This window comes from Streptomyces sp. NPDC031426 (assembly GCF_055581585.1).
The window spans coordinates 1-17164 of record NZ_JBVIJE010000027.1; the positions used below are offsets into that span (position 1 = coordinate 1).

General features: G+C 70.2%; 17 protein-coding genes and 2 pseudogenes. 7 read left to right on the top strand and 12 right to left on the bottom strand.

All coding sequences use genetic code 11. From position 1 onward, the window contains the following. Positions 1-152: 152 nt before the first annotated feature. Entirely contained in the window at positions 153-719 is a 567-nt protein-coding gene (locus ACZ5NH_RS36040; protein WP_468781364.1) for a GNAT family N-acetyltransferase, read from the top strand. Here ACZ5NH_RS36040 and ACZ5NH_RS36045 read toward each other — a convergent pair. The 9 genes and pseudogenes from ACZ5NH_RS36045 to ACZ5NH_RS36085 all read right to left on the bottom strand — a co-directional run bounded on the left by ACZ5NH_RS36045 (position 716) and on the right by ACZ5NH_RS36085 (position 10197). Further along, a complete protein-coding gene (locus tag ACZ5NH_RS36045) occupies positions 716-2233 on the bottom strand; it encodes a type IV secretory system conjugative DNA transfer family protein (protein ID WP_468781366.1) in 1518 nt (505 codons plus the stop codon). The genes ACZ5NH_RS36040 and ACZ5NH_RS36045 overlap by 4 nt on opposite strands. 26 nt (positions 2234-2259) lie before the next feature. Further along, positions 2260-3672 (bottom strand): ATP-binding protein, encoded by a 1413-nt coding sequence (locus tag ACZ5NH_RS36050; RefSeq protein ID WP_388630980.1) that lies wholly within the window; start codon positions 3670-3672, stop codon positions 2260-2262. Between the two features lie 14 nt (positions 3673-3686). Next, positions 3687-5243 (bottom strand): SCO6880 family protein, encoded by a 1557-nt coding sequence (locus ACZ5NH_RS36055; RefSeq protein WP_388630977.1) that lies wholly within the window; start codon positions 5241-5243, stop codon positions 3687-3689. Further along, a complete protein-coding gene (locus tag ACZ5NH_RS36060; protein ID WP_468781369.1) occupies positions 5240-6577 on the bottom strand; it encodes a hypothetical protein in 1338 nt (445 codons plus the stop codon). Before ACZ5NH_RS36060 ends, ACZ5NH_RS36055 begins: the two co-directional genes overlap by 4 nt. Then, positions 6567-7397: a DUF8175 domain-containg protein gene (locus tag ACZ5NH_RS36065; protein WP_468781371.1), complete on the bottom strand. Its 831-nt coding sequence runs from the start codon at positions 7395-7397 to the stop codon at positions 6567-6569. Before ACZ5NH_RS36065 ends, ACZ5NH_RS36060 begins: the two co-directional genes overlap by 11 nt. A 107-nt stretch (positions 7398-7504) precedes the next feature. Next, positions 7505-7813, bottom strand: a complete 309-nt coding sequence (locus tag ACZ5NH_RS36070; RefSeq protein ID WP_190181597.1) for a hypothetical protein — start codon at positions 7811-7813, stop codon at positions 7505-7507. 360 nt (positions 7814-8173) lie between these two features. Continuing rightward, positions 8174-8725 (bottom strand): annotated as a pseudogene (locus tag ACZ5NH_RS36075) (hypothetical protein); the annotation flags it as partial. Positions 8726-8901: 176 nt separating this feature from the next. Further along, positions 8902-9177, bottom strand: a pseudogene (locus tag ACZ5NH_RS36080) (peptidase S8); the annotation flags it as partial. Positions 9178-9573: 396 nt separating this feature from the next. Next, on the bottom strand, positions 9574-10197 hold the full coding sequence (locus ACZ5NH_RS36085) for a TetR/AcrR family transcriptional regulator (protein ID WP_468781373.1): 624 nt from the start codon (positions 10195-10197) through the stop codon (positions 9574-9576). 53 nt (positions 10198-10250) lie between these two features. On the opposite strand from ACZ5NH_RS36085, the gene ACZ5NH_RS36090 reads away from it, so the two are divergent. Both ACZ5NH_RS36090 and ACZ5NH_RS36095 read left to right on the top strand, forming a co-directional pair. Then, a complete protein-coding gene (locus ACZ5NH_RS36090; RefSeq protein ID WP_468781375.1) occupies positions 10251-11153 on the top strand; it encodes an oxidoreductase in 903 nt (300 codons plus the stop codon). 127 nt (positions 11154-11280) lie between these two features. After that, a complete protein-coding gene (locus tag ACZ5NH_RS36095; RefSeq protein ID WP_388630963.1) occupies positions 11281-12051 on the top strand; it encodes a trypsin-like serine peptidase in 771 nt (256 codons plus the stop codon). Between the two features lie 77 nt (positions 12052-12128). Here the strand turns inward: ACZ5NH_RS36095 and ACZ5NH_RS36100 are convergent, their stop codons facing one another. Beyond that, complete coding sequence (locus ACZ5NH_RS36100) at positions 12129-12362, bottom strand: hypothetical protein (protein ID WP_468781377.1); 234 nt, start codon at positions 12360-12362, stop codon at positions 12129-12131. Then, entirely contained in the window at positions 12320-12703 is a 384-nt protein-coding gene (locus tag ACZ5NH_RS36105) for a hypothetical protein (RefSeq protein WP_468781379.1), read from the bottom strand. Before ACZ5NH_RS36105 ends, ACZ5NH_RS36100 begins: the two co-directional genes overlap by 43 nt. 27 nt (positions 12704-12730) lie before the next feature. Here ACZ5NH_RS36105 and ACZ5NH_RS36110 point away from each other — a divergent pair, with 27 nt between their 5' ends. From ACZ5NH_RS36110 to ACZ5NH_RS36125, 4 genes are all read left to right on the top strand, one after another. Then, positions 12731-13018 (top strand): hypothetical protein, encoded by a 288-nt coding sequence (locus tag ACZ5NH_RS36110; protein ID WP_468781381.1) that lies wholly within the window; start codon positions 12731-12733, stop codon positions 13016-13018. 53 nt (positions 13019-13071) lie between these two features. Continuing rightward, positions 13072-13320, top strand: coding sequence for a hypothetical protein (locus ACZ5NH_RS36115; protein WP_468781383.1), 249 nt, complete (start codon positions 13072-13074; stop codon positions 13318-13320). Positions 13321-13430: 110 nt separating this feature from the next. Further along, positions 13431-14450 (top strand): C40 family peptidase, encoded by a 1020-nt coding sequence (locus ACZ5NH_RS36120; protein ID WP_451554736.1) that lies wholly within the window; start codon positions 13431-13433, stop codon positions 14448-14450. A 246-nt stretch (positions 14451-14696) separates the two neighbouring features. Continuing rightward, the gene (locus tag ACZ5NH_RS36125; RefSeq protein WP_388630951.1) at positions 14697-15401 is read left to right on the top strand and encodes a phosphatase PAP2 family protein; all 705 of its coding nucleotides are present in this window, start codon (positions 14697-14699) and stop codon (positions 15399-15401) included. Between the two features lie 29 nt (positions 15402-15430). On the opposite strand, the gene ACZ5NH_RS36130 is transcribed toward ACZ5NH_RS36125, so the two are convergent. Next, on the bottom strand, positions 15431-16987 hold the full coding sequence (locus tag ACZ5NH_RS36130; RefSeq protein WP_468781385.1) for an FAD-binding oxidoreductase: 1557 nt from the start codon (positions 16985-16987) through the stop codon (positions 15431-15433). Between the last annotated feature and the right edge of the window lie 177 nt (positions 16988-17164).

Below are 17164 nucleotides of genomic sequence, written 5' to 3' on the forward strand. Positions count from 1 at the left end.
ATGGTACTGCAGGGGGGACCCTGTGGGAGAGTAGGACACCGCCGAACAATTCTTGGGAAAGGCCCACGCCGGATGGCGTGGGCCTTTCTGCGTTTCACAGCGTTTCCCAATATGGGATGCCACTGACGACGGGCGGCACTACGGTGGCCCACATGAGCACCTCGACCAGCAGTGACTACCTCATCCGCGCCATACGACCCGACGACTGGCCCCGAGTGAAGCAACTGCGCCTGGACGCGCTGCGGGACCCGAGCGCGGGCCTCGCCTTCCTGGAGACGTACGAGGAGGCGGAGGCACGCGCGGACGTGTTCTGGCAGGACCGCGCGGTCGGATCCGGGGAAGGGTCCACGGCAGCCCGGCAGTTCATCGCCGAGACGCCCGACGGGACCTGGGCCGGCTCGGTCACCGTGCTCATCGAGGAGGCCGGGACCAAGGACTGGGCCGGACTGGCCGTCGAGTGCCGGCAGGGGCATGTGGTCGGGGTGTTCGTCCGGCCCGAGCACCGCGGGAACGGGCTGATCAAGGCCCTGCTCGACGCCGGTGTGGAGTGGGCGCGGCAGCGGGGTGCCGAGCGGGTGCGGCTGCTGGTACACGAGGACAACGAACGCGCCCAGGGCGCCTACCGCAAGGCGGGGTTCGTGCCGAGCGGGGTGGTCGTGCCGTTCGTGCGGGACGCGGGGCAGAACGAGTTGGAGTTCGTGCTGCAGGGGCCGTCCTAGACGGGTAGTTCCCGGTGCGGCCAGCGGGAGCGGGCCTGTTCGCGGGAGCGGAGCAGGGCGAAGGTGGGCAGGCCCTGCTCGGTGCCGGTGGCGAGCAGGTCGGGGAGCTGGGGGACCGGGGCCACGGCCGCGATGTCGTCCAGGACCAGGGTCAGTGGTGGGTCGAGCCGACCGGAGGATGACCGTTCGGCCATGCGCCGGCCGCGCTCGACCACGCTGGAGACGAGGGCCGTCAGGAGCGGCATCGCGCCGGGATTGCTCCTGGGGTCCTCGATGGATTCACCGACCACATAAAGCGTGCCCCCTTCGTGGACGAAAGAATCCAGTGACAGGGCATCTGTTCGGTTCGGGGTGCAGGCCTCACGGATGTTCACCGTGGACAGGGCCGACAGGGCCCGGTTGGTCAGTTCCTGGGCGATGTCGCGGCGCTCGGGGTGTGCGGTGAGCGCGGCCTCGAGTTCGCCGGCGGCGCCGGGGGCGGCCTTGGGGTGGGTGCGGAGGGTGCGTACGGCGTCCTGGACCTGGATGCCCTGGGACCAGCGGTGGACGTGGCGGACGGTGCGGTTCTCCAGGGCTGCGGCGTGCAGGTAGCTGCGCAGGAGCGTCACCGCGGTGTCGGCCACGGTCTGGTCGATCCTGGCCGTGGGCTGTACGGGTCCGAGGAGGGCGGTGGCTCTGCTCAGCGCGGTCTGTTTGTCCTCGCAGCCGGTGGTGGGGGACCAGTGGAGGCGGGCCGGGGTGTCGCAGAGGTGGGTGGGGTCGTAGAGGAGGGTGGGGCCGAGTTTGGCTCTGGCGTCCTTTGTCTCGGACCAGAGGGCGGGGTTCGAGGTGACGACCAGGGCGGGGCCTTCCGCGTCGCGTACGGCTTGCGCTGCGGCCGTCTGGCGGGCTGCGGGTGGGGCGTAGCGCACCGGGCCATGGGGACGAGCGGTTTCCGACCCGTCCACCATTTCACCGTCGGCCGAGAGGGGAGCCAAGGGCTTCTGCGGTGCCGGATCCGGTGGGGTCACACGAGGCTGCGGGGCCTGGACGGCCTCCGTAGGCTCCGGCTCCGTACGCGCTACCGGCACCTCGTACCGCGCTACCGGAACCTCGTACCGCTGTTCCGGCGCCGTCGGCATCGGCTTCTGGGCCCGCGCCCGTGCCCTCCCCGCCCGCCATCTCGCCACCGCCCCCATCACGAACACGGTGAGGACGAACAGGATCATCAACTGGCCGATGAACAGACCCCAGAACAGGCCCCAGCCGGAGAGCTGGGAGGCGGGGGTGTCCGGCCAGGCGCCGGCGATGTCGTGGGGTTCGCCGATGAGGTGGCGCATGGCGAGGGGCGTGCGGGTGAAGGTGACGCCATGGGGCCAGGCGCCCTTGGCGAAGAGGGCGGCGAGGCCCGTGGCCGTCCACACCAGCAACGTCATGCCGAGGAGAAACGCGAGGATGCCGATCAGCAGGCCGTCGGGGATGCCGCCCTGGCCCTCCCGGCGGTCCTCGCGGCGATCACGAGCGTCCGGTCTCACCCGTTCCTCCCCTGTCCTTCGCGCCCCTACGCCACCGTCGACTCGGAGTCGCCCAGATGCTGCTCCACGAAGGCCGCGGCCCGCTGCTCGGCCTCCAGCTCAGCGGCGCGCAGGGCGTCGTCGGCCGTGAAGTCGCTGGAGGACTCGGTCATCGCGCGGTCGGTGAAGACCAGCGGGCGTTCCGTCTCCGTGACCAGGTGTTTGACCACCTGGACATTGCCGTTGACGTCCCATACGGCGATGCCGGGCGTCAGTGTCGGGATGATTTCCACGGCCCACCGCGGCAAACCCAGCACCCGGCCGGTGGCCCGGGCCTCGTCGGCCTTCTGGGCGTAGATGGTCCTGGTGGAGGCCATCTTCAGGATCGCCGCCGCCTCCTTGGCCGCGGCGCCGTCCACGACGTCGGACAGGTGGTGCACCACCGCCACGAACGAGAGCCCCAGCCGGCGGCCGAACTTCAGCAGCCGCTGGAACAGCTGGGCCACGAACGGGCTGTTGATGATGTGCCAGGCCTCCTCGACCAGGAAGATGCGCTTCTTGCGGTCGGGGCGGATCCAGGTGTGTTCCAGCCAGACGCCGACGATCGCCATGAGGATGGGCATGGCGATGGAGTTGCGGTCGATGTGGGAGAGGTCGAAGACGATCAGCGGGGCGTCCAGATCGATCCCCACGGTCGTCGGGCCGTCGAACATGCCGCGCAGGTCACCGTCGACGAGGCGGTCCAGCACCAGGGCCACGTCCAGGCCCCAGGCCCGTACGTCGTCTATGGCGACGTTCATCGCCTCGGCCGACTCCGGCTCGGGGTGCCGTAGCTGCTCGACGATGTCGGAGAGGACCGGCTGGCGGTCGACGATCGTCTCGTTGACGAAGGAGTGGGCGACCTTGAGGGCGAAGCCGGAGCGTTCGTCCAGGCTGTGGCCCATGGCGACCTCGATGATCGTCCGGAGCAGCGCGAGCTGCCCGGTGGTGGTGATCGCCGGGTCGAGCGGGTTGAGCCGGATCCCGTGGTCCAGGGCGGCCATGGGGTCCAGCCGGATAGGAGTTATCCGCAGCTCCTCCGCGATGAGGTTCCACTCACCCACCCCGTCCTCGCCCTGGGCGTCCAGGACGACGACCTGGCGGTCCCTGAAGCGTAGTTGGCGCAGGACGTAGGTCTTCTCCAGGGCCGACTTGCCGTTGCCGGATTCGCCGAGGACCAGCCAGTGCGGAGCCGGGAGCTGCTGGCCGTAGAGCTGGAAGGGGTCGTAGATGTAGCCCTTTCCGGAGTACACCTCGCGGCCGATGATGACACCGGAGTCGCCGAGGCCGGGCGCGGCGGTGGGTAGATAGACCGCCTGGGCCTGGCCCGTGGAGGTGCGCACCGGCAGCCGGGTCGTCTCGACCTTCCCGAAGAGGAAGGAGGTGAAGGTGTCGGTGAGGACGGACAGCGGATCCCGCATCGGTGAATCAGCCCCTACCTTCGGATGCCGGTGGCGAAGGGAAGTGTGTTCACGAAGGCGCGGTGGTGCTCTCTGTCGCACCACTCCAGCTTGAGGTACGACTTGCCGGCGGAGGCCCTTATCGTCCGCTTGTCGCGGTTGAGGGCCTCCGGGGTGCGGGCGGAGACGGTGATGTAGCCGACGAGGTTGACGCCGGCGGCGCCGCTGGCGAGGTCTTCGCCGCGCTGGTCGAGGCGGTTGTGCGCCGCGACGTCCCGGGGGTCGACGGTGCGGTTCATCTTGGCGGCGCGGGAGGCCTCGGCCTCGTCGTTGGTCTTCTCGGTCAGCATGCGTTCGATGGCTACCTCGGTGGGTTCGAGATCCATCGTCACCGCGACCGTTCGGATGACGTCCGGGGTGTGGACGAGGAGGGGGGCGAGGAAGTTGACCCCGACCGGGGTCATGGGCCACTCCTTCACCCAGGCGGTGGCGTGGCACCAGGGTGCGCGGGTGTTGGACTCGCGGGTCTTGGCCTGGAGGTAGGTGGGCTCCATGGCGTCGAGCTCGGCCGGCCAGGCGTTGCGCTTGGTCATCGCCTGGATGTGGTCGATGGGGTGGTCGGGGTCGTACATGGAGTGGATGAGGGAGGCGAGCCGGCTCTGGCCCAGCGGCTGGCGGACCCGGATGTCGGCCTCCTGGAGCCGGGAGCAGATGTCGGTCAGCTCGCGGGCCATGACCACCGCCAGGCCCGAGTCCCGGTCGACCTTGGTGCCGCGGGCGCGGACGGCGCGGGCCATGGCGTGTGCCTCGGCGGCCAGTTCGCGGCTGTAGTGCATGCAGGCGACGAGGTAGGCGCGGTGCTGCTCGCTGCTGGTGGACACCATGGACTGCAGCTGGTCGTACGACTGCTGGAGCCAGCCGGGGGAGCGGGGGTCGCCGCGTTGGGCGACGTCCTTGGCGTGGGCGTCGGGATCGGCGGGCAGGGTGCGGGCGAGCATCTGCAGCCGGGTGACGAACCCGTCGCCGTTGGCGACGTGCTTGAGCAGGGTGCCGAAGCGGTCGACCAGGGCCTCCTGGTCCTCGGAGTCGCGCAGGCCGACACCGGGGCCCTCGATCTCGATGGCGGCGGTGACGGTCTTGCGGTCGGCGTGCAGGAGTACGGCGATCTCGTCGGGCCCGAAGGGGGCGGCGAGCCAGGTGATGCGGCCGATGCCCGGGGGCGGGCCGATCTCGACCTCGCGTCCGTCGAGGCGCGTGCCGGCTTCCATGGCGGCCGAGCGGTAGTGGGCGCCGCTCTTGACGGTCCGCTTGTAGCTGCGGTTGATCTCGAACCACTTGTAGAAGGTGCGGCGTTTGTACGGCACGTAGACCGCGGCGAGCGCGAGCAGTGGGAAGCCCATCAGCAGCACGATCCGCAGGGACAGGACCGGGACGAGGAGGCCGCACATCATGCCGAGGAACGCGCCCGCGACGATCAGCGCGATCTCGCCGGACTCGCGGTTGCGGCCGATGATCGCGTTCGGCCGGGCGCGGCCGATGAGATATGTACGGCGGGGCGTGACCGGATGGGACAGGTGGGACTCGGTCGTCAACGCCCTTCACCTCCCGTGCGGTTGACGTTGCGGGCGTTGCCGGCGTGCGGGGTGTTGACCGGGCTGGGCGCGCGGGGCGCGGGCGTGGCGGAGGGGACGGCTCCGCCGCCGCCCCCGGTGGGGCGGCTGCTGTGGGCGGCGACCCCGCCGGTGGCGGGGTTGGCCGGGCGTGGGGTGCTGCTGCCGGCCTGTCCCGCGCCGGCTCCGTTGTTGTCGGCGCGGGTGCTGTGGGTCTTGATGCCCTGGGCGACGAGGGTGGCGGGGGAGCTGATGACGGCGGCGGCCTTGCTTTCGGCGCCCTGCATGATGCGGTTGTTGCGGCCGTTCGCGATCTCGTCGCCGAAGCCGGGGACGAAGCGGTAGATCATCGCGCTGGCGAAGATGGCGAGCAGGATGATGGCGAGGCCGGAGACGACGGCGGAGAAGGCGTCGGGGCCGTTGCCGCTGGACAGGGCGCCGGCGAGCCCGAGCACGATGACGATGACGGGCTTGACGAGAATCACGGCGATCATGATTCCGGCCCAGCGCCGGACATGCCCCCACAGGTTCTTGTCCACCAGTCCCGCGTAGACGACGGTGCCGAGGAGCGCGCCGACGTAGAGGAGGGCGGCCCTGATGACCAGTTCCAGCCAGAGGACGCCGGCGGCGAGGATGCTGACCAGGGAGACCACGATCAGCATGATCGGGCCGCCGCCGATGTCGGTGCCCTTGCCGAGGGCGCCGGAGAAGGTGCCGAAGAACGTGTCGGCCTGGTCACCGGTGGCCTTGGCGAGGACGTCGGTCACTCCGTCGGTCGCGGACACGACCGTGTAGAGGATCAGCGGGGTGAAGGCGGAGGCGAGCACCGTCAGCCACAGGAATCCGACGGCTTCCGAGATGGCGGTGGTCAGCGGCACACCGCGCACCGCGCGCTTGGCCACGGCCAGCAGCCACAGCAGCAGGGTCAGGATGGTCGACGCGGCGAAGACGATCGCGTACTGCTGCAGGAACTTGGGATTGGTGAAGTCGACGTTGGCGGTCTCCTTCACGGCCTTGCTGAGCTTCCCGATGGTCCAGGACGCGGCTTCGGCACAGCCCTTGGCGAGGGAGGACAGGGGGTCGAGGGTGGAGTCGTCCGGGAGGTTGGAACCCCCTGAGCCGCCGGAGGTGTTGCCGCGTTCGCAGTACTTCTTGGCCTCGCCGGAGATGACGTCACAGTTGTACTTCTTCGACGGTGCGGGCGAGGGGCCGGGTGAGGGCGCGGCGACGGCACGTGTGGCCAGCAGTACGGCCGTGGTCTGTACGGCTGTCACGACTCCGGCGAGCTTGAGCGTACGTCGCGGGCTACCGGGCATACGTGAACCCTCCGTACTCTTCGATGGCCTTGCTGATCTCGTCGGAGGTGGCGGCCTTGTCGTCGCCGGGTACCGGTGCGGGGCCGTCCTTCTGGGCGTCGGAGGTGATCTTCCAGTCGCCCCCGGACCACTGCAGGTCGAACGTCCAGGTCTTCCAGGACGAGGTGACAGGGTCGGTCGAGGAGTTGCCGGCCATGCCGATGAGCCCCAGGTACCAGACCGCAACCTTGGCATCGTTCTCCGTGTAGTGCTGGACCGTCGTGCCGACCGGGACCACCCGGGAGACGAACGTACTGCCCTTCGGCGGGTTGCCCGAGGCGTCGAGGCCCATCGTGGCGAGGAAGTCGGCCGAGTAGGCCTGGTCCATCTGTCCCTGGAGTCTGGCCGCCGCTTCGGAGGTGTAGAGGAGGTGCAGGAGGGAGTCGCGGCTGTCCTTGTTGAACATGCCCGTCGAGCCCAGCGCCACGGCGTAGTTCGAGGCGGCCGACTGCGCACCCTGCTCCGTGTGGGCGAATCCGGTCGGTACGCCGGCGGTCTTGGTGTCCACGGGACGTGCTCCGCTGGCGTCCGTGGGCGCCGTTGTCGGCTTGTGGTTCTTCGCGGTCGAGTCGTCGGTCGACGAACCGTCCCCCCTGTTGGCGAAAGCGATCGCGGCGATGAGGAGGACCACTACGCCGACCACCGTGACCAGGGAGCGGGAGGAGGAGCGGTGGGGGCCTCGGCGGGGGGCGCCGCCGTAGGGGTCGGTTTCGGGGAGGCGGGTGCGGGTGTGGCCCGTGTCGCCGTAGTCGGTGTAGGCCTGGTCGTCTCCGGAGGTCATGGCGTGCGCGCTCCCTCACCCTCGTAGGCGTACGACGGTAGCCGTGCTGCTTGCCGCGCGGGCGCGGTGTGGTGACTCGACATCAGGGAGACGCAACCTTCAGGGACTCAGACCGCCATGCCGTACACGATCGTGAACAGGGTGCCGAGGGAACCGATGATGAACACCCCGGTCAGGCCGGCGACGATGAGGCCCTTGCCCTGCTCGGCGCTGAAGGTGTCGCGCAGGGCGGTCGCGCCGATGCGCTGTTTGGCCGCGCCCCATACCGCGATGCCGAGGCACAGGAGGATGGCCACGGCCATGACCACCTCGATCATCACCTTCGCCTCGTTGCCCAGGCTGCCGAAGGGGCCCCAGTTCGGAGCGATCCCGCCGATGATGGTGTTGATGTCTCCCTTGTCGGCCGCAAAGAGCATGTAAGTCACCGCCCCTGGTGGATAGTTCCGCGTGGCCCCCGCGGTGCGCGGAGGGCAGGTCTCATTGTCGCCGACAACTTCGCGGTCGTATGTCGACTTGACGTCATTGGCTGGCGGGTTTCGTACGAATGGCGCGTACGGTCACTCTGTGTATCACGGCAGGTCACGCCGGGCAACGAGATCCGACCGGAACCTGTCGTGTGGTTGGGTCGTTGTCGTCCTTTACGACCTGGCACGGTTTCTGACGGCTGGTCGGGTGAGGCGTCGAGATGATGTTCTCATGGGTGGGGGCGGGGAACAGGACATGGCCCCGGCGGCGGGTGCCGTCGGGGCCGGTGGCCTGCGAAGCAGTGGGTGCGGTCAGCCGGTGAAGGCCGTCACGCCCGCCGGGGTGCCCCGACCGGTCGGGCCGTCGTAGCCGGACTGGGCGGTGCAGCCGCTGGTGACGTCGTTCAGGGCGGAGGTGCCGGCCGCGGAGTACGGGAACTTGGCCGGGTAACTACCGCTTGACGGGGTGCCGGCGAGGGGGTAAACGGCGGGGATGACGGGCGAGCCGACGCTGGTGCCGCCGAAGGTGTGCCGGCCGGCGGTCACTCCGTAGGAGTCGGTGGACCGGGACGCCGTCCGTCTCCGTCCAGCCGCGGCTCGTCGAGGAGGACTTCGGCAGGGCCGTGCCGCCCACCGCCCTCACGTACTTGGAGGCGGCCGGGTACTCGGCGTCGTAGCCGGCGGAGGCCATGTCGAGGTCGAGGGAGCTCTCCTCGGACCAACCGGCGTCGTTGGCGGGGAGGAAGGTGGTGGAGCCGGCCTGGCTGACCTTCCTGAAGCAGCCGTTGGCCGCGGTGCAGGCGGACAGGCCGTGTACGAGCGGTACTTCGCGCGGTCGGCCTCGGCGTTCGGGTCGTTGTAGGCGGAGGGGTGGCGGCGTCGGCCGCCTTCGGTGAGCAGCTTCTGGTGTCCGGTGGGGGAGAACGGGCCACGGCCGGCTGCCGTGGCCCGTTCTCCTTTCCGTGCCGCCGAGGGGACCCCACGTCCCCCTCACACCGGCGGCTCCCCGTGACCCGACGGGGTGGTTCGGGCGGTGGCGCTCAGCTCGTGCCGAAGGCACTCGTGCCCTGCGGGGTGCCCCAGCCGGGCGGGCCGTCGTAGCCGGACCCGGCGGTGCAGAAGTACGCCGTGGCGCAGGAGCCGTTGCTGCCGCCGGTCACGTCGTTGAGGGCGGAGGTGCCGGCCGCGTTGTACGGGTACTGGGCCGGCTAGTCGCTGCTGTTCGGGGTGCCGGCGAGGGCGTAGACCGAGGCGATGATGGGCGAGCTGGCGCTGGTGCCGCCGTAGGTGTTCCAGCCGGTGCCGTTGGAGCCGTGTGGGACGTGGTGGCGGCTTCGGCGTGGGCCGCGGCGGTCGGGCCGGCGGCGAGGAGTGCGGCGGTGGCCGCGGCGGCCGATCCGATCCGGTGCCATCTGCCGAGTATGTGGGGTAGTTGGGAGCGGGCGTACGCAAGGTACAGCCTCCTGTGAGTGGTGGTCAGAGGCCTGCGGGTGTGGGGGCCACCGGTGGGTGACCGGTGGGGGCGGCGGCCCGCGACGACCATCGCGTTGTTGAGTACGCGACAACAAGAGGCTTTCGGAATTCTGACTTCCGCGTTACTCAAGGCGGTTGGGGGATTGCTGGTCGATGGCAGTGTGCTGGCACCGTGCTGGGTGCGGCTTGACCCGGGGCACAGGTACGGCACAGAGGTGGATCGGTCGACCCCGGCGGGTTCAGCGGGGCTTGAGGCCGTGGAGCAGCAGATGGACGTGCTCGTCCAGGCCGCTCATGGCCTCCTCTGCGTCGAGCGCGCATGCGGCGATGAGGGCGGCGAGGCCGTGCAGGCTCGCGGCGGCGATCATGGTGATCCGCTCGGGGTCGCCGGCGATGATCTCGCCCCGCTCCTGCGCCTCCGCGATCATGCGGGCGAAGGAGCCGAGGGACTCGTCGACGGCCGCGGCGAGCTGGGCGGAGCTGTCGGGCGCGTGCTTGCGCGCGAACATCAGCTCCAGCAGCTCCGGGTTCTCGACGGCGAAGCCGAGGTAGGCGCGGGCGAGCGCCGCCATGCGTCCCTCGAAGGTGAGGCCGGGCTGTCCGGCGGCGGCGCCCAGGGCCTGGTTCAGGCGCTCGTACCCGTCCAGCGCGAGGGCGTCTATGAGGGCCTGCTTGTCCTTGAAGTGCCGGCCGGGGGCCGCGTGGCTCACCCCGACGTCCCGCGCCAGCTCGCGCAGCGAGAGCGCGCCGACCCCCTTCTCGCGCAGGGTGCGCTCGGCGCTCTTGAGCAGGGCGGCGCGCAGGTCTCCGTGGTGGTAGGGGCGGTTCGTCGGTGACGGGGACATGCGCGGCATGCGGACCATCGTAACCTGATGTTGTCATTGACATCATTGTTGTCGGTGCCTACTTTGGGGGCATGAACGATAACTGGAACGCGACCCGCCTCCCCGACCTGACCGGCCGTACGGCCGTGATCACCGGCGCCAACAGCGGCATCGGCTTCGTCGCCGCCGAGGCGCTGGCCCGGGCCGGAGCGCATGTGGTGTTCGCCGTACGGGACCTCGCGCGGGGCGGCGCCGCCGCGGCGAAGGTGAGCGGCAGCACCGAGGTGCGCCGCCTGGACCTGGCCGACCTGGACTCGGTACGGGAGTTCGCGGCCGGCTGGGACCGCCCGCTGGATGTGCTGATCAACAACGCGGGCGTGATGATGCTGCCGGAGCAGCGCACCAAGCAGGGCTTCGAGATGCAGTTCGGCACGAACCACCTGGGTCACTTCGCGCTGACCAACCTGCTGCTGCCGTATGTGACGGACCGCGTGGTGACCGTGGCCTCCGGCGCCCACCGCTTCGGCGACGGAGTGATCAGCTTCGAGGACGTGAACCTGCGCGGCCGCTACACGCCGACCCGCGCCTACGCCCAGTCCAAGCTGGCCAATCTCCTGTTCACCCTGGAACTCCAGCGCCGTCTCACCGAGGCCGGCTCCCCGGTCCGGGCCCTGGCCGCGCACCCCGGCTGGGCTGCCACCAACCTCCAGAGCCACCACGCGAACCCGCTGATGAGGGGTGCCATGGGGGTCGGCAACAGGCTGTTCGCCCAGAGCGACAAGGCCGGCGCCCTGCCCACCCTCTACGCCGCGAGCCAGGACCTCCCCGGCGCGTCCTACGTCGGCCCGGCCGGCCTCGGCGAGATGCGGGGCGCCCCCACGCTGGTCGGCCGCAGCGCGGCGGCCAGTGATCCGGCGGCGGCCCGGCGCCTGTGGACCCTGTCGGAGGAGCTGACCGGAGTGGAGTGGGCGCTGAAGCCGGTCAGCCGGTCATGACGTCATGTAATCGCACCTGGTCGGAGGGGTATGGCCGGTAAGGGGCGCGCCCGTCGGGAGGTTTCACAGGAAAATCTCAGTTAAGTCGCGGCGGGATTCTCACGTTCGTGGGGGACAGTGAGCACTGATGAAGCGCATCTCACGCATCATGGTCACCTCGCGTCCCGCGTTGCTCGGCGCCGTGGTGATGCTTGCCCTGACCTCGGCGTCCGTAGCGGCCGCCGATGACGGGCCGGGGCCCCTAGGGGTCACCGCCGATGCCGTCGCCACTCGGCAGTCGGCGCGGGTCGGCGCGCTGTTCGGCGCGGACCGGGCCGAGGACCTGTCCGGGGGCCACTTCTGCACGGCCTCGGTCGTGCACAGCCCGCGGGGCAACCTCCTCGTCACCGCCGCGCACTGCGTGGACGGCGCCGACAGCGACCTGGTGTTCGTGCCGGGCTACCGGGACGGACAGGCGCCGCACGGGGTGTGGAAGGTCGGGAAGCGCTATCTGCCCGACGGCTGGGCCAAGGACCAGGACGAGGACAGCGACCTGGCCCTCGTCACCGTCGACGACCTGGACGGCAAGCGGATCGAGGACGTCGTCGGAGCCGGTCGGTTCACCACCGGTACCGCAACCGGCGCCACCGCCGTGACCGTCATCGGCTACCCCGACTCGCGCGAGGTGCCCATCAAATGCACCAACAAACCGGCCGTGCACAGCCGCACCCAGCAGCGCATCGACTGCCCCGCCTTCACCAGCGGCACCAGCGGCAGCCCCTGGATCAACGGTGACGACCAGGTCGTCGGCATCCTCGGCGGCCACGAGGAGGGCGGCTCGACCGATGACGTGTCGTACAGCGTGGTGCTGGGCAGGGGCGCCGCCGAGCTGTACAGGGACGCGATCGGCGATCCCTGAAGAGCAGGGGACACGGAAGCGGCTGCCGCGGGGGGTGCGCCCCCGGGCAGCCGCGGTTCGGCAGGCCCGTCGGTCGATCAGCGGCTCGCCGCGACCGGGGAGGTCTTCCCGTCCGTCGCCGTCACCGCCGGCTTCGCGGCCGCGGCCTTCGCCGCCGCTGCCGCCGCCGTGCGCTGGGCGACCCGGCGCAGGTACAGGTTGTTGAAGATCAGCGCCAGCGCGGTCAGCGAGGCGCCGACCACCTGCATGCAGGCCGGGACCACACCGGTCAGCGCCGAGATGACGAACGCGGTGATCGGGACGACGTCCATGGAAAGGACACCGTTGAGCGGGCCGAGGTAGCGGTTGCCGAAGTCCAGCCGAGGACGCCCACGAAACCGGCGATGACGCTCATGCAGGCGAGTTCGGGGAGGATCGACGTCACGGCGGGCGCGGTGTACTTGATCGGCGACCAGCCCGGGAAGTACGTCGCACCGGAGGCGTAGATCACCCAGCGCAGCGCGGCGAAGAGGAGCAGCGCGTCGGGGCCGAAGTCACCCGGGTGGGAGAGCGGGGTGGACAGGCTGCCGTCGGAGACCACCAGGATGACCACGACGAACGACATCGCGATGAAGGCCAGCGCGCCCTTCGGCGGAACCACCTTGCGCAGCACGGCGTCTCGCAGTCGCTGACGGACGAGGTGGCACTCGACGGTGTCGAGGAGTTCCTGTCCACCAACTGCACAACGACGGTCGCCTGGCCGCACGAGCCTGCTGCCGTCGACTATCACACGACCGAGGGCCGCTCCTGGCGCAACTGGCTGTCGGACGACGGCGCACGGGTCGCCCGCCTGCACGCGCCCGGCACCATGCCCGCCGCCGACGAAGCCCCGGACGCGGCCGATGCCTCCGCCCGAGACACGGCCATTGAGCTGGTCCTCGCCCTCTACGGCCGAATTCCGCTGGACTCCCTGAAGCTCGACGGCTGACGCCGAGTCTGATCGTTCTGCCCACGGAACGGGAGCATGCCGACGACTGGCTTGTGGCCCCGGGGGACACCGCGTTCGCCGTCGAGGTCGTCTCCCCTTCCGAGAAGTCCCAAGGCATCCGCGACAAGGCCACCTGGGCCCTGCACAGCCGGCTCGACAACGGCGCCTACCAGGACCTGCTGCCGGGGAAGTTCGGGGAGCCGGTGCCGTTGCCCGAGCCGTTCGGAGCTGAGGTCGGCAAGGGTGACTTCCCGGTGTGCGGAGCGGCCGCGCGCCCGTCGAAGAGGGGCGCGACCCCTTGAGCGCGGGCTGCCACGTCGTCGGCCGGCAGGCCACGCGAGCGTCGCGAATAGGCCGAAATGTTGGCCGGGGGTACGGACGTGCCGAGAATGTGGCCTTGAACAGGCCGCATATGGGGGAGGGTTGGGGCGTGCGCAAAGTGTGGGTGGTGGGCGGCGTCGCGGTCGGGCTCGGCCTGAGCTTCGTGATGCTGCTCGTCGTCGGCGTGTACGTCGTCGCCGGCAACCTCGCCAACGGCGTCGGCTCAGGCAGTGTGGGACTAGCCAAGGGGGCTGTTCCGGCGGCGTACAAGACACTGGTGCAGAAGTGGGGCAATCTGTGCACCGCCCTCAACCCGGCCCTGCTGGCTGCCCAGTTGTACCAGGAGAGCGGTTTCAACCCCAACGCCGTGAGCCCGGCGAAGGCGGAGGGGATAGCGCAGTTCATCCCCGGGACGTGGGCGACGCACGGGGTCGACGGCAACGGCGACGGCGTCCGCAACGTCTGGGACCCGAACGACGCGATTCCGTCGGCCGCCGCGTACGACTGCGAACTCGCCAAGTACGTCAAGGACGTGCCCGGGAACGTCTCGGAGAACATGCTCGCCGCCTACAACGCGGGCGCTTACGCGGTGATCAAGTACGGGGGCGTACCGCCGTACCAGGAGACCCAGAACTACGTGAAGACGATCACTACTCTGTCGAAGAGCTTCGCCGCGCCCGTGACCCGCGTTGACCCCACCCAGCAGGCCGCCGGCGCCATCGCCTTCGCGCAGAGCAAGTTGGGGACGCCGTATCTGTGGGGCGGGGAGGGATCGGCCGAGCAGGGTGGGCGGTTCGACTGTTCGGGGCTGACGCAGGCCGCGTACGCGAAGGTCGGGATCGCGCTGCCGCGTGTGGCCAATGACCAGTACAACGCCGGGCCGCATCCGTCGCGGGACCAGTTGCTCCCGGGTGACCTCGTGTTCTTCTCCACCGATCCCAGCGACTCACGGGCCATCCATCACGTGGGGATCTATGTGGGCGGCGGGTACATGATCGACGCGCCGAGGACCGGAGCGGTCATTCGGTTCGACCCGATCGACACGCGGGACTACTTCGGCGCCACGCGCGTCACCGAAGATGGCGCGAAAGCGCTCCCCACGACGGTTTGAAACGGTGTGACCGAGCGTGAACCAACCCCCTGAGCTGCGGTGATGAGTCTCTCTTCGATAACGTCTGCGTGATCATTCAGTGGAGAGTGGAACGTATTGACGGCGACCGTGCGTTCCTGTTGACGTAGCCGAGCGGACGTCAGTACGGGCAGTACGGCAGTGCAGCGGAAGCGGATCTACGAACCACGGGGGTAGGAGCGGCGCACACGAGGTGCGTCCGGTAGACGACGAAGGGGCCGCAGCACCATGGCTGTACTCGCCGAATCCGGATCGAACCCCGACGTCGAGCTGCTCTACGACATCAATGGCCTGGCCAAGGACGCGCCCCACTGGTTCGACCGGGCCATGGAGTTCGTCGGTGAGTACGGCCTGCTGCTCGCCATGGTGCTGCTCGTGCTGTGGTGCTGGTGGTCCGTGCGGCGCCGAGGTGCCGAGGACGCCGCGTCCACCGTCGCCGGGCTGGTGTGGGCGCCGCTCGCGGCCGGCATCGCCGTGCTGGTCAACGTGCCGATCCGGGGCTTCGTGGAACGCCCCCGCCCCTTCGTCGCCCACCAGGGCCTCGACGTGCTCGTCTCCGGCAAGACCGACTTCTCCTTCGTCAGCGACCACGCGACCATCACCATGGCGCTGGGCGTCGGCCTCTTCGTCGCCAACCGCCGCTTCGGCATCGCCGGCATCGGACTCGCCCTGCTGGAGGGCTTCTGCCGGGTCTACATGGGCGTGCACTATCCGACGGACGTCGTCGGCGGCTTCGCGCTCGGTACGGCCGTCGCCCTGCTGCTCTCCCCGCCGGCCATGGCGCTGCTCACCCCGCTGATGCGGGCGGTGGAGCGGTCGCCCCGGGCGGGGTGGGTCGTACGGAAGCGATCGGTGAGCGGGGGGCGCGCGGGGGCCGTGCTTCCGCCTGCACGGACGCCGGTGGAGTCCGAGGAACGGGACCTCGCGGCGTAGCCGACGGCACTGCGGCCCCCGTGCCCGTCTTACAACCCCTGCGCGTACGAGAAGAACCTCTGCGGGTCGTACTGCTTCTTCACCGTGCCGAGCCGGGTCGCCGCGTCCCCGTAGTACGCCCTCTTCCAGTCCTTCAGCGTGGGGTCGGTGTAGTTCTGGTACGCGGCTCCGGAGGCGTACGGGGCCATCGCCTGGTGGGCGGACGTGAGCCAGGACTGGGCCGTGGCGCCGGAGGCGCCCGCGCCCCAGGACGCGATGTACTGGGCCAGCATCCGGGAGCGGCGGTGGACGAAGGCCGTCGCGGTGGGGGAGACGCGGTTGACCGCGCCGCCGAGGGCGGTGAAGGCGATGCTGCCCGCGCCGCCCCGGACCGAGGCGATCTGCCGCAGCACCGTCTGGATGCCCGCCGCCGACAGCGAGCGGTCGAAGAAGTCGGAGCGGGCCGCGTACGTCTCCCGGCCGAGGCGGCCCTGGGGGGAGTGGCCGGGGGTGGAGCCCGGGAGGTGGCACTGGGCGTCCGTGGAGAAGGAGGAGCAGCCGGCGTAGATCTCCATCGCCTCCTCGTAGCCCCGGCGGCGCAGGCTGACGGAGGAGGCGTTCGCGCCGGCCGCGTGGGCCAGGCGGTCGACCGCGTTCTGCAGTTCGCCGTAGGTGCCGAGGGAGAAGCAGGCCAGCGAGACGGTGGGGGTGCGGCCCGGTGAGCACTCCAGGTGCAGGGAGGACCAGATCTCGTCCGGCTGGCTCGGGCCCCACTCCTGCCAGGCTTTCAGCACGGCCGCGGCCTTGGACCAGGGCCATGTCATGTACGCCGTCACGGCCTGCGGGGCCGGGTGGGTCTTGAACTGCAGCTCGGTGACGACGCCGAAGTTGCCGTTGCCGGCGCCGCGCAGGGCCCAGAAGAGGTCGGAGTGCGAGGACGCGTTCGCCGTCACCTGGGTGCCGTCGGCCGTGATGACCGTCGCCTGGGTGAGGCTGTCGCAGGTCAGGCCGTAGGCGCGGGAGGCGACGCCGTGGCCGCCGCCGAGGACCAGGCCGGAGACGCCGACGGTGGGGCAGGAGCCCGCGGGTATGGTCACGCCCTTCGCGGCCAGCGCCCGGTAGACGTCGATCAGCTTGGAGCCGGCGCCGACGACGGCCTGTCCGCCGGAGACGCGTATGCGGTTCAGCGGGGACACGTCGAGGATGAGGCGGTTGTCGCCGGAGGAGTAGCCCGCGTAGGAGTGGCCGCCGTTGCGTATGGACACCCGGATGCCATGGGCCTGGGCGTAGGCGAGGGTCGTACGGATGTCGCCGGCGTGGGCCACATAGGCGACCGCGGCGGGCTTCAGGGCGTCGAAGCGGGTGTTGTACAGCTGGTGGGCCGTGTTCCAGCCCGCGTCGCCGGGCCGGACCAGGGTGCCGTCCAGGTCATGGGCGAGGGCCGTCCAGCTCGCGGCGGCATTGGCACTGGTGGTCTTGAGCGACGTGAGCGAGGATGAGCCCGTGCTCGCCGAGGCAGCGGCCCTGCCCGCGCCCGAGCTGCAGCCGGTCAACGCGGTTGCGGCCAGTACGGCCGTGCCGCCCGCGACGAACGTACGCCGTTCCATGCCCATCGTCCTGTGCCGCCTTTCCGCGCGCCTCCTTGGCCCGTCCTGGAATGAGACGACCCCCCGGGCACGTTGGTTCGTAACAGTTCACGCACAGGAGAACGAACGTCGAAGACGGTCCCGCGTAACCCGTTGGTCGGAACCGGCACGTGCCCTCCCCGTAAGCATTCCGTGACC